The sequence below is a fragment of the Mariniflexile gromovii genome (assembly GCF_017814435.1).
GTDB lineage: Bacteria > Bacteroidota > Bacteroidia > Flavobacteriales > Flavobacteriaceae > Mariniflexile > Mariniflexile gromovii.
In genome coordinates this window covers 1-13,953 of sequence record NZ_JAGJCB010000009.1, presented here as the reverse complement: position 1 = coordinate 13,953, position 13,953 = coordinate 1, and the positions used below count along the sequence as shown (strand labels likewise).

9 protein-coding genes are annotated in these 13,953 nt (G+C 34.1%); all 9 read left to right on the top strand.

Going from position 1 to position 13,953, the window contains the following annotated elements:
• Positions 1-307 precede the first annotated feature (307 nt).
• The 9 genes from J8H85_RS10325 to J8H85_RS10285 all read left to right on the top strand — a co-directional run bounded on the left by J8H85_RS10325 (position 308) and on the right by J8H85_RS10285 (position 13,819).
• Entirely contained in the window at positions 308-3,568 is a 3,261-nt protein-coding gene (locus J8H85_RS10325; protein ID WP_245243782.1) for a SusC/RagA family TonB-linked outer membrane protein, read from the top strand.
• Between the two features lie 23 nt (positions 3,569-3,591).
• On the top strand, positions 3,592-5,370 hold the full coding sequence (locus tag J8H85_RS10320; RefSeq protein WP_209655123.1) for a RagB/SusD family nutrient uptake outer membrane protein: 1,779 nt from the start codon (positions 3,592-3,594) through the stop codon (positions 5,368-5,370).
• Between the two features lie 117 nt (positions 5,371-5,487).
• A complete protein-coding gene (locus J8H85_RS10315) occupies positions 5,488-7,026 on the top strand; it encodes a DUF5123 domain-containing protein (protein ID WP_209655122.1) in 1,539 nt (512 codons plus the stop codon).
• Positions 7,027-7,144: 118 nt separating this feature from the next.
• On the top strand, positions 7,145-8,575 hold the full coding sequence (locus tag J8H85_RS10310) for a glycoside hydrolase family 28 protein (protein ID WP_209655121.1): 1,431 nt from the start codon (positions 7,145-7,147) through the stop codon (positions 8,573-8,575).
• A 16-nt stretch (positions 8,576-8,591) separates the two neighbouring features.
• Entirely contained in the window at positions 8,592-9,608 is a 1,017-nt protein-coding gene (locus J8H85_RS10305; protein ID WP_209655120.1) for a DUF4861 family protein, read from the top strand.
• A gap of 7 nt (positions 9,609-9,615) precedes the next feature.
• Positions 9,616-10,860 (top strand): glycoside hydrolase family 88/105 protein, encoded by a 1,245-nt coding sequence (locus J8H85_RS10300; protein ID WP_209655119.1) that lies wholly within the window; start codon positions 9,616-9,618, stop codon positions 10,858-10,860.
• A gap of 10 nt (positions 10,861-10,870) precedes the next feature.
• The gene (locus tag J8H85_RS10295; protein WP_209655118.1) at positions 10,871-11,680 is read left to right on the top strand and encodes a rhamnogalacturonan acetylesterase; all 810 of its coding nucleotides are present in this window, start codon (positions 10,871-10,873) and stop codon (positions 11,678-11,680) included.
• 7 nt (positions 11,681-11,687) lie between these two features.
• Positions 11,688-12,635 (top strand): alpha/beta hydrolase, encoded by a 948-nt coding sequence (locus J8H85_RS10290; protein ID WP_209655117.1) that lies wholly within the window; start codon positions 11,688-11,690, stop codon positions 12,633-12,635.
• A gap of 146 nt (positions 12,636-12,781) precedes the next feature.
• Positions 12,782-13,819 (top strand): LacI family DNA-binding transcriptional regulator, encoded by a 1,038-nt coding sequence (locus tag J8H85_RS10285; protein WP_209655116.1) that lies wholly within the window; start codon positions 12,782-12,784, stop codon positions 13,817-13,819.
• The last annotated feature ends 134 nt before the right edge of the window (positions 13,820-13,953 follow it).

Here is a 13,953-nt window from a genome sequence, read left to right as displayed (position 1 = left end):
AATTTTCAAATTTTAAAGATTTAAAAAGTATATTTAAGTAAATTGTTGATTTTTAAGTATAAAAATTAACTTATTCACAATAATTTACATGAAATAATTTGGTTCAAATATAATTTTTTATATATTTGGGCAATCGATTACATCATATTGTTGCAGTATTTCAATATTAAGGATTAATAATAGCATGGTTTTATTAAGTATTGATTTAAAATATCGTAATTTAAGAAATGATAATTATAAGTGGCATTATTAAAGTTTCTTAAACAAAATAACTAAACATAATTATTAACAACTAAACAAATTATTTATGACGAACCATTTTCTATTTGATCATTTTTTCTCTTTTATAAAACTGAGAGCAAAAATAAATCAGCAAAGAACAAAGAGCTTTTTGCCTTTAATGATTGGTTTGCTTTTTTTATGCAACACTAATATATATGCGCAAAATAAAACAATAAGTGGTATTGTAACAGATGATGACTTGGGTGGTCCTTTGCCTGGAGCTACGGTGCTTGTAAAAGGTACTACAAACGGTACTTCTACAGATTTCGATGGCAATTTTACTTTAAGTTCCGTTGGTGCTAATGCAACTTTGGTAGTTTCATACATTGGTTATGTGACCCAAGAAATTAATTTAGCAGGGAAAACCAATGTAAATATTCTGCTTAAACCGGACTTGGCATCGTTAGACGAGGTTATTGTTATAGGTTATGGAACTGCTAAAAAATCTGATTTAACAGGGTCTGTAGCTACTATTGGAGGTGGAGATTTGCAAAAACAATCTATTGCAAGTGTATCCGAAGCTTTAACAGGTCGTTTAGCAGGTGTACAGGTAACATCTTCTGAAGGTTCACCTGATGCAGAAATTAATATTAGAATTCGTGGTGGAGGGTCGTTAACCCAAGATAGTTCGCCATTGGTAATTGTAGACGGGTTTCCTGTAAACAGTTTAAGCGATGTAACTCCTTCTAATATTGAAACTATCACAGTATTAAAAGATGCTTCTTCAACCGCTATCTATGGTTCAAGAGGTGCTTACGGTGTAATTATAGTAACTACCAAAAGTGGAAAAGACGGTAAAATGGCTGTAAATTTTAATATGTTCTATGGTGTATCTAAAATTGCAGAAACCATTGATGTACTTGAACCCAGTGATTTTGCGAAATGGCAATATGAGTATGCTTTACTTAGAAATAGGGTAGATACTTACGAAAGTATATTTGGACTTTGGCAAGATGTGGACCAATACAACGGACTGACCGGTAATAATTGGCAAAAACAAATTTATGGCAAAATGGGCGAGACCCAAAGCCGTGAGCTAGGAATAAGAGGTGGTTCTGAAAAAATAAATTATAATTTTAACTACGCTCATTATAATTCTAAAGGGATTATGATTGGATCTGATTATAAAAGAGATAATATATCATTATCCTTAAAAAGCAAAGCGAGTGAAAAAATAGATTTATCCTTCACATTACGATATTCTGATACAGAAATTAACGGTGGTGGTGCCAACGAACAAAACGAGATTTCTTCTGCCGATGCCCGTTTAAGACATAGTGTTGGTTATTCGCCAATACCGCTTCCTGGTTTAACTACAGACAATACCGATGAGGCATTATCTTCTTATTTGATAAATCCTTTCGTGGCTGTAGATGATAACCAGCGTCAACAACTTAGAAAAAACTTCAACATGCTTGGTAGTTTTTCATGGAAAATTATTGATAACCTTCACTATAAAATGGATTTAGGTTTGGATAACCGAAATGATTTGGATTACCGTTTTTATGGTCGTTCTACATATTATGCAAGCAACAGACCTTCAGCTGAAAACCAAGGCTTACCATCGATACTTATCAGTGATGAAAAAAGAGAGAGTTTTAGAAATGCAAATACCCTGAATTATGATTTTAAAAAATTCTTGGGTGATAACCATGGTTTAAAACTCCTTGTTGGTGAAGAGATGATATTTACAAAACGAAATGAATTAACAACTGAAATTCAAGGGCTTCCTAAGTTTTTTGATTTTAATACTTCTACAAAACTTACTTCACAAGGAACGCCTATTTCAGTCGATAACTTCTATAGTCCAGATGATAGATTATTGTCATTTTTTGGTCGTGTAAACTATGATTATAAAAATCGTTATCTGCTTACCGCTACCTATCGTGCCGATGGATCGAGTAAGTTCTTAGGCGATAATGTATGGGGTTACTTTCCATCTGCTGCAGCAGCTTGGAAAATTTCTGAAGAAAGCTTCTTAAAAGATGTTTCATGGTTAGACTTGTTAAAACTTAGGGTAAGTTATGGTGAAGCAGGAAACAATAATATTCCTTCAGGTCAAACGGTACAGAGTTTTCAATCGAGTACAACTACCTATATTAATGGTGTAGCAAATTATTGGGCAGCTGCAAATGTTTTAGCCAACCCAGATTTAAAATGGGAAACTATGATCACTCAAAATATAGGTCTTGATTTTGATTTGTTTAAAGGGCGTATTAGTGGTTCCGTTGAAGCTTATAAAAATCTTACCAGCGATCTTTTAATCAATTTCCCAGTACCAGGTACAGGTTATGCTACACAGTATAGAAACATGGGTGAAAATCAAAATACAGGTATTGAAGCTTCATTAAGTATTGCAGCTATTCAAAAAGCCGATTACGGATTGAATTTCGCTTTCAACATTGGGGTTAATAAGAACAAAGTAAATTCACTTGGATTGTTGGAGGATTTTGGGGCTAACACAAACTGGGCGTCCTCTCAAATAGGAAATGATTATATAGTAAATGTTGGGCAATCATTAGGTGTTATGTACGGTTATAAAAGTGATGGGAGGTATGAGGTTTCAGACTTTGATTATAACTCAACTACAGGAGCTTATACTTTAAAAGCAGGTGTTGTTAACAATAGCGGTATTGTTGGAGTTCCAAGACCTGGTAATATGAAATTAAAAGATATTACAGGAGATGGGATTGTAGATGTAAACGACAACACTATCATTGGGAACGCACTACCTAAACATACAGGTGGTATGACTATTAATGCCAATGCTTATGGTTTTGACCTATCAGCAGCTTTTAACTGGAGTGTAGGAAATGATGTGTATAACGCGAATAAAATCGAGTTTACAACTTCCAATAACAACGGGCAATATAGAAACTTAAGTACTATAATGGCTGATGGTAACAGATGGACAAATTTAGATGTGGCTACAGGTACTTTGGTAACAGACCCTACCCAATTAGCGGCACTTAATGCGAATACAACGATGTGGTCTCCTTATTCTACCAATTTTGTTTTTAGCGATTGGGCAGTTGAAGATGCTTCCTTTTTAAGGTTGAATACACTAACCTTAGGTTATTCAGCTCCAGAGTTGATAACTTCCAAAATGGGACTTTCTAAACTAAGATTGTATGTTACAGCTAATAATGTGTTCGTTATAACAAATTATTCAGGATTGGACCCTGAGGTTTCTACAAGAAGAAAAACACCTCTAACACCTGGGGTAGATTATTCGCCATTTCCAAGAAGTAGATCTTTGGTTTTGGGCTTAAACCTTAACTTTTAATTAATCATTTATTAGAAAATAAAATGAAAAAAATACTCATAATAATTTTTGGAATAATAGCTGGACTGTTTACCTCTTGTCAGGAAGATTACTTAGAAGCTCCAGCAAAATCAACATTAGATGAATCTGTAATTTTCTCTAATGCTGGATTAGCAAAAGGTGCCGTAGATGGTATTAAAGAACCTTTTGGTCAAACCAACTCATACAGAGGACGTTTTATACCGTTTTATGGTTTTAATACGGATACGGAATGGAATCTGAACTCTGATAAAGAGAATGATGCACAGGCAGATCTTATGATTTATGATGCAAAACCAAACAATTCTCAGATGAATACCGAGAATAATGCTTGGTCTCAAATGTACACAGGTATAGAGCGTGCCAATATATGTATTAGAGGTTTACGTACTTTTGGTAACCCAGAACCAGGAACAGAACTAGGGCAGTTGTTAGGGGAGGCTTTAACTTTAAGAGCTATTTATTATGCCGATTTGATGAAGGCTTGGGGCGATGTTCCTGCGCGTTTTGAACCTATAAATTCAGAAACTTTATACATTGCAAAATCAAGTCGCGATATTATTTATAAGCAACTTATTGCCGACTTGGGAGAAGCCTCCACGTTAGTTGCATGGCCAAACGAAACTTCTTCTACAACAACGGTAGAACGTATCAATAAGGCATTTGTAAAAGGATTTAGAGCACGTTTAGCTATGGTTGCAAGTGGCTTTCAACAATATCCAGACGCTGTAAGAAGAAGTACAGATCCAGAACTTTCAGTTGCAGCAATGTACCAATTGGCACTTAATGAATGTAGAGATGTTATCAATAGCGGAAAAGCTTCGTTAGAACCATCTTTTCAAAACTTCTGGAAAAAGTATAATGAAGAAAATATTACCGCAGGAGGTGAATCGCTTTGGGAAATACCTTTTGCTGACGGACGTGGTCGTGTGTTGTTCTCATTTGCCGTGCGTCACCGTAGTGTCGATCAGTATACAGGACAAGCAAGAGGAGGTATTGCAGGACCGCTACCTACTGTTTTTTACGATTATGATGAATCTGATTTACGTAGAGATGTAACCTGTGTACCTTATCAATGGGGTACGGCTACAAATGGCGTTTCAAAACAAGAATTAATAAGCTCTGATACATGGAATTTTGGTAAATACCGTTACGAATGGATGAAACGATTTGTAACTTCAACCAATGACGATGGTGTGAATAAAATTTACATGCGTTATGCTGAAGTACTTTTAATAGCTGCTGAAGCTGCTAATGAATTAGAAGGTCCTGCGGCCGCCGCTCCATATTTAAAAGAAATAAGAAAAAGAGCTTTTGCCGCTGCAGATCATCCCATTAAAGTGGAAGCTTACGTAAATGCATTAAATAATAAACAAGCCATGTTTAATGCTATTGTAAACGAACATAAGTTTGAGTTTACGGGAGAAATGGAGCGTAAACAAGCACTTATTCGTTGGAATTTGCTAAAAACGAATTTAGAAGAAGCAAAAATTAAAATGGCGAATTTTAAAAATCGTACAGGTGAATATACCAATGTGCCAACTACGTTATATTTCAAATATAAGGCAGATAATGAAACCTTAGAGATTTACGGATTAAATAGAGGGGAAACCACAAATCCGGGTCCAGAATACTCAGCTAAAACTTGGAATTCATTAACGGATACTAAAGTGAATTCCCTTTTTAAAACAGGCGTAAATCCTGATAATAGACAATTTTGGCCTATTTGGCAAGTATTTATAGACGGAAGCAATGGTAAATTGGTTAACGATTATAACTATTAAGGATTCACAAAATTGGTTATTATGATTATGAAATGAGTATGTTCCAAAAATGGCGGCAAACACTAACAAAGACATACAAATTGCATAAAACCATTCAAAAACAATAAATATTTACATATGAAAACAAAATATATATTAAAAGTATTATTCATACTATGTCTTACATATGCCATGACTAGTTGTGGTTATGATGAAGAGGTGATTAATGATCTAGATGTGAACAGGGCTTTTGCTCCTGTGGCTTTAACTGCCAATATTAGAAATCAAACTACTGTAGAACTAAATTGGACCGTTCGCCCAAATGTATCTAAGTATGTAGTTGAATTTAGTGCAGACGATCCAAATTTCACGACTATATTTAAATCAGTAGATGTGGCTCCAACTCAATTACCAATTCAGGTTGCTTTAGAGGGAGAAACGGTTTATTCTATTAGAGTTAAAGCTGTAAGCTCAATTGGCTTAGAAGATTCTACCTGGGCTATTGGTACCGCCACGACCTTAACGGAACAAATCATGTTGCCATTTGAACCTGGCGATGTAGGGGCAACACAAGTTACTTTTAGATGGGTGGCAAACAGTAGTGTAACTCAACTCGTTATTCAACCAGGCGATATAACACATGTTATTACTTCTCAAGAAAAAATAAATGGGGTTGCCACGGTAACAGGATTAACGGGGGAAACCGGATATACTGCCAAGTTATTCAATAATGCGAAAATTAGAGGTACAGCGGCATTTACCACCGGAATTGATGTAGGCAATAATACATTGGTATTACCTACGGATGATTTATTTCAAATGATTGCCAATGCACAATCGGGTGACATCTTGTTATTGGAACAAGGTGATTACACTTCTCAAACTGGAACAATAACCTTAGATAAATCAATTACTATCCAAGGCTTAAGAAGAGATTTTAAACCAATGTTAAAAGTTAGTTTTTCAATTGTTGCAGGAGCAGCCAATGTTAGTCTTATCGACTTAAATTTAACTGGAGATACGCCTTCAACACTTATTGATGTTGTTCGCTTCAGTGCTGCAGGTAACTATAGTTCATTGTTGGTTAGCGGTTGTAACATTCACGACTACGATCGTTCTTTTATAGCTGGTAATGTTGCCGATGCTATTGTACAATCTGTTACTGTTGAAGACTGTGTTGTAACCAATGTTTTAACAAACGGTGGTGATTTTATAGATTTTAGAAATTCAGATGCTTTAAACATTACAGTTAAAACCAGTACATTTAACAATTGCGCACCAGCTAGAGACTTTTTTAGAATTGATGCTGCAGGTACTTCAAATGGGAATGCCACAGTAAATGTGCTGTTAGAAAATTGTACTTTGTATGGTGTTTGCAACACAGCAGATAGAATTTTATACATCCGTTTCAATGCTAATGCAATTACAGTACGTAATAATTTATTTGCACAAACCGATGCTATTTATTCAAATCAAAGTTCAACTTCAGATCCAACGTTTTTAAATAATAATTATTTCAATACACTTGGGCTTCATACCACGAATACTAAGTTTGATGCCACAACAACATATACAACGTTAGATCCTGGCTTTACAAATGCTGCTGGTGGAAATTTCACCATTTCAAACCAAACTTTAAAAGACAAAAACATAGGAGATCCACGTTGGAGACTATAATTGTTACACATACATAGTTTATAATAATTAAAAGAGGTATGTGGTTTTTGCATACCTCTTTTGATATAATCTTAAAAATAAATTTTCAATAAATTGTCATCAAAATAATATTAAACACATGAAAATACACAAGGCCTATTCGGTATATTCTTTAATTTGCTTTTCATTGGTCGCTATTCTTTTAAGTGCTTGTAAAACAAAGGATAATTCAGTAAAAGAAACAGATGTTTTTGATGAGGCTGAAAAAATTATAAGTTCAATAGAGTATATTAAATTCCCCAATAACACGTTTAATATTGTTGATTTTGGTGCCATTTCAGATGGGGTAACTAATAATAGTGAAGCTATAAAGAAAACCATTGCTGCATGCCATGATGCCGGAGGAGGTAAAGTTCTCATCCCTTCGGGTCGTTTTTTAACCGGCCCCATACACTTAAAAAGCAATATTAATCTTCATTTGGAAGAAGGGGCTGAAGTTCTTTTTTCAACCGAAACAAAAGATTATTTACCAGTGGTACATACATCGTATGAAGGTCAGGAATTAATGAATTATTCCCCATTAATATATGCTTATAAGCAAAAAAACATAGCTGTAACGGGCAAAGGAATTTTTAACGGTCAAGCTAGTAATACCAATTGGTGGCCTTGGTGCAGTAAAGAAGAATATGGATATGTAAAAGGTACGTCTCAGCAAAAAGATGACCATAACTTGCCACGTTTATGGACCATGTCTGAAAACAATACACCCATTTCAGAACGTATTTTTGGTGAAGGTTATCAATTACGCCCTTCGTTTATGCAACCCTTTGATTGTGAAAATGTATTGATACAAGGTGTTACGTTTACCAATGCACCATTTTGGGTTATACATCCCATAAAATGTAACTATGTTAGGGTAGAAGGTGTTACAGTAAAAAGCCATGGTCCCAATAACGATGGTTGTGACCCTGAATATTCGAAAAATGTACATATAAACAAATGTGTTTTCGATACAGGTGATGATTGTATTGCTATCAAGTCTGGTAGAAACAACGATGGTCGCGTTGTAAATATCCCAAGTGAGAATATTGTTGTTGAAAATTGCGATATGAAAGACGGCCATGGAGGTGTAGTTATGGGCAGCGAAATTTCTGCAGGTGTTAGAAATGTATATGTTAGAAATTGTAAAATGAATAGCCCTGAGTTAGAACGTGCTATCCGAATAAAAACGAACACATTAAGAGGTGGTTTTGTAGAAAACGTTTATGTAAAAAACATTGAAGTAGGGCAAGTTAAAGAAGCTGTGTTAAAAATTAATTTATTTTATGCTATTTATGGCCCACAAGAAGGCGATTTTATGCCCGTAGTTAAAAACATCCACTTACAAGATATTACTGTAGAAAATGGTGGTAAATATGGTGTGCTTATAAAAGGAAGACCGCAAAGTTTCGTTAAAAATGTTACTCTAACCAACGTTCATATTAAAAATGCAGAATCAGACTTATCTGTAGAAAATTCAGAACCTATTGTGTTTAAAAACACCACAATAAACGGTAAAGAATATAATTAAAAAGTAAAAGTATATTATGAAAAATATAGCCATAATATCCCTATTTGTTTTTACTCTTTTTTCTTGTAAAGGAAAAAAAACTGATAGTGTTAATATCACATTAAATGATAATGCTGGGGCAAGAATAGCTCCAAAAACCTATGCTGAAATTTCTATTGCAGAAGGAGGAGAATGGGTTGATGGTTCAAGAGGGCATAAAGAATATAATTCTGGTACATCTTTTAAAAATGTAGATTCACTTCAAGTGCCTGCTGAACATACCGATCATTCTTGGTTTTTACGTTACGAAGGACCTGGTTGGGAAAATAGCAAAATCGGTTACCGTTTATATTTAGATTGGAGAAACGCCATAGATATTTTTGGAAAAAAAGTAGATTCTTTGGTGCTTCCTTATGTTGGGCAGGATGGATTTGATTCGTATCACGAACCTGCTGATTGGGGGCAAGATATTCTAAAAGCAGGAAAATCTATGGGAATTGGGAGTTATGGACGTATAGTAGCAGATACTGTGGTTCACTTTCAAAGTGTAAAAAATACCTTTGCTATAATTGATAATACAGATAATGATTCATCTGTGAACATTCATTATCAAGGTTGGAAATCTGGAAACGAAATCATCGATTTAAACACAAAACTAACTATTTATCCTCAAGATAGATATACCAAAGCATCACTAATGCCATCAAAAGAAATTACGGGTATTTGCACAGGTGTAGTTAAGTTTAAGGAAATCCCATTGATAAAAAAAGAAGGTTCACAATGGGCATACATTGCGACTTATGGAAAGCAAACATTAGTAACGCCTCCGGATAATTTAGGAATGGCGCTGTTTTACAATCTTGATGAAGTAGCTGAACAAAAAACAGGAACTGATGACCACTTAGTAATTTTTAAACCAACAATCAAAACTATAACATACTATTTTTTGGGTGCTTGGGAACAAGAACCAAATGGTATTAAAACCCAAGAAGCTTTTATTCAAGATTTAAATACTAAGTTAGAAGTATTAGATAAAACCAACATTTTAAAATAATATTTTAATGAAAAATTCTATAAAACAAACATTACCATTTGTTATAGCTTTACTTTTTTTGACTACAGCTTGTAAAAATGCTAAAGAAAATGAAAAAGTAGTTGATACTAATACTATAGAAAAAATTATTCCAGAAAACCTAAAATGGTCTGAACGTATGATGCTTTCGGAAATTGAACGTTTTCCTGAGGCAACAAAACTTGATTTTTCAGATAAACCTCGTTGGACCTATACACCAGGTTTAGTATTAAGTGCATGTGTAAGGGTTTACGAACAAACAAACAATCAAAAATATTACGATTATATTTATGATTATGCTAACACTTTGATAGATAGTACTGGTAACATTGGAACATATAAGTTATCAAATCAAAACCTAGACATGATTAAGTCTGGAGATGTGTTATTGTTTTTATATCCAAAAACTAAAGAAGCACGTTTTTTAAAGGCCATGGAAACTTTAAATGCTCAGTTGGAATCTCAACCAAAAACATCGGATGGCGGTTATTGGCATAAAAAAATCTATCCTAACCAAATGTGGCTAGATGGTTTGTATATGGCTGAACCTTTCCATGCCCGTTATGCTAGAGATTATATCAAAGACGCTACCAAAGCCGAAAAAGTTTATAACGATGTTGTATTGCAATTAGATTTAATACAGAAACACAGCAAAGATGAGAAAACAGGTTTGCTTTTCCATGGTTGGGATGAAAGTAAAGAGCAAAAATGGGCTAATAAAGAAACAGGGAACTCTCAACATTTTTGGTCAAGAGGTATGGGATGGTACGGAATGGCTATGGTAGATGTGTTGGATTTTTTACCTGAGAATCACCCAGGTCGTGAAAAAATCATCAAATATTTAAATCAATATGCTGAAGCAATTACTAAAGTTCAAGATAAAACAGGCTTATGGTGGCAAGTATTAGATCAAGGAAATAGAGAAGGTAATTATTTAGAAGCTACAGGTACATCTATGTTTACTTACACTTTAGCTAAAGGTGTTCATAAAGGCTATCTGCCTGAAAAATATTTAGACGTTGCAAATAAAGCATATACTGGTCTTCTAGATAATTTAGTATCTGTTGAAGAAAACGGTGTTGTAAACCTTAATAAATGTTGTGCAGTTGCAGGTTTGGGTGGAAATCCATATAGAGATGGTTCTTATGAATATTATATAAATGAACCTATCCGATCTAACGATCCTAAAGGAACGGGACCTTTTATATTAGCAAGTTTAGAATTGAACAAATAAGTAAATTTTAATGAAATTCTGTTCTTTTATAAGCATTTGTTTGTTGGTCACACTTTTAGGGGCTCAAACCAAAAAGCAGTTAGTCACTACAATATATTTGATAGGTGATTCCACGATGGCCGATTATTCAAACAATTATGAAGAAGGTAAAGATTACATGAAAACAAGGTTTCCAATGACTGGCTGGGGACAAGTTTTTCAGCAATTTATGGTTTCAGATAGTTTAAGCAAATTAAAAAACCTCGTTAAAACCGATAGTGTTTTTGTGGATGACAGAGCTAGAGGAGGGCGCAGTACTCGTACCTTTTTTCAAGAGGGAAGATGGAGAAATGTTTTTGAGAATCTTAAAAAGGATGATATCGTCATCATGCAATTTGGGCATAATGATGCATCAAAAACAAAAGCAGAACGCTATGTTGATGTTGAAGGCTATAAAGAGTTTTTAAGATTATTTGTGAGCCAGACAAGAGAACAGGGAGCAATTCCAATCATTTTAACGCCTGTAACCAGAAATTATCCTTGGAAAGATGGAAAATTACTAAATGGACATGCGGAATATCACGAAGCCTCAAAAGATTTAACAAATGAACTAAATGTTATGCTTATAGATTTAAATCAGAAATCTATGGATTTCTTTACTAAAATGGGTGAAGACTTCGTGTCAAATAATTATTTTATGAATCTTCCTGAAGGTATTTATGAAGCATATCCAAAAGGATTAAAAGATAATACACACTTTCAGCCAAAAGGCGCTGCTGAGGTGGCGAGATTAGTATTTGAAGGGATGCAAGAATTAAGTGCGGAATTAGAAATTAATTAATGGATAAATGAGGTTTCTGCTAAATTTAATCAGTTTACTTGTTATTACTGGATACATGGTTTCAGCACAAGATGCGCATACATTTCCACCGTACACCATAGAAGCAACCTATCAAAAATTAAAGAATAATTATCCTTTTGTTACGCCAATAAAACCTTTGGTTTCAAAAAACATTAACTATCATGAAGATGTTGTTTATAAAGAAATAGGGGACAGAAAACTAAATTTAGATATTTATGTACCAAAAAAGAAAAAATCAAAAAGCTTTCCTGCCGTTTTACTAATTCATGGAGGCGGATGGCTTACCGGTAGTAAAGAAAACCAACGGATAATGGCGCAATATTTAGCTTTAAATGGGTATGTTGGTATTTCCGCTTCTTATAGGTTAGGTTTGGAAGCTCCATATCCAGCAGGGGTTATCGATTTAAAAGATGCTATTGTTTGGATGCGAAAAAATGCAAAAAAATATCATATTAATCCAGATAAAATAGCTGTTTTGGGCGCATCAGCTGGAGCGCATTTAGCAACTCTAATTGGGGTTACCCCTAATTCACCACTTTATGAGTCTGATGCTAAAATTTCAGATGAAGTTCAGGCTATAATAAACATTGATGGCATTACCTCTTTTATTCATCCAGAAGCCTCATCAGAAGGAAAGATGGCAAGTATTTGGCTTAATGGTTCAAAAGAAGAAAATTATAAATATTGGAAAGAAGCTTCGCCTTTAGAGTATGTAAATGAAAATACACCACCTACTTTATTTATAAATAGTGCCCAACCAAGATTTCATGCTGGGAGAGATGATATGGTAGCCATCTTGGATAGTTTTCAAATTTATAATGAAGTGCACACTATTTCCAAGAGTCCTCATTCCTTTTGGTTGGTGTACCCCTGGTTTGAAACTACACTTGATTATACTGTAAATTTTTTAAATAAAGTATTAAAATTAAATTAGAGAATTGTTGAATAAAAATGATACTTGTTTAATTGAAAATGATTATTGTAAACTATTGCCAAATGTTTAGCGTTAAGTTTAAAAATTAAGATTTGTATTTATATATTTGATTTAATGTAAATTTACAGAATAGAACCAATTGATTTATGAGCAAGAAAACAACCATTTACGACATAGCAGAAAAGCTTAATATAACAGCTGCCACGGTGTCTAGAGCATTAAATGGAAACCCAAAAATAAGTGAAGCTACGCGTCAATTAGTCAATGATACGGCTAAAGAAATGAACTATGAGCAAAACAAACTGGCTTTAGCATTAAAAAGCGGCAAAAGTTTTAACGTTGGCGTTATAGTACCTCGTATAGATAGTAACTTTTTTGCGTCGGTAATTCGTGGCGTTGAAGATGAATTGTACCCACAAGGATATCATGTTATTATTTGCCAAACCCATGACCAAAAGAGTGTGGAAATTGAAAATATCAATTCGCTTCTAAATGCTCAGGTAGATGGAATTTTAATGTCTATTTCTAATTCTGGACCAGAAGAAACTCGAAATTTTGACCAGTTACTTAAAAAAAATGTGCCTTTAATCTTTTTTGATAGAAAGGAGAAAATTCCTGGAGTTAGTTCTGTAACGATAGATGATTTTAAAGGCGGTTATCAAGCAACACAGCATTTAATTAACCAAGGATGTAAACGAATAGCGCACTTATCAAATAACAGAAAAATTGAAATTTTTGAAAAAAGGTATTTAGGGTATAAGCAAGCCATAATTGATAATGGTTTGGAGTTTGATGAAAGTTTAGTTATAGAAACCATGAGTAAAGTTGATGAAGGCAGAAAATCAACAAAAATTCTATTAGACATGCCAGAACCACCAGATGCTATATTTTCATCAAGTGACTTTGTGGCATTAGGAGCTATACAAGAAATTAAATCGCGTGGAATAAATATCCCTGAAGAGTTTTGTGTTGTTGGTTTTGCAAATGAACCTTTTACCCGTTTTATGGAACTTTCAATAACTTCAGTGGATCAATCACCGGTAGAAATGGGTAGAATTGCGGCGCAAGTATTTTTAGAAGAAGTAGGTAACAGTAAAAAAATAAAATCTGAAAGGCAGGTTGTTTTAACCCCCGAATTAATGATTAGAAAATCATCATTAAAATCGAGTGTATTGGCTAAATAACCTTGTTTTGATGTCCCGTCCTGCAATAGCGATACACTCAAACCTTAGTGTAATGAAAACACCAGAAAACAGTGGGTATGTAAAGCGTACTCAAAAAGATTATTCGATTTCTTTTAAGCTTCAGGTTGTTCAAG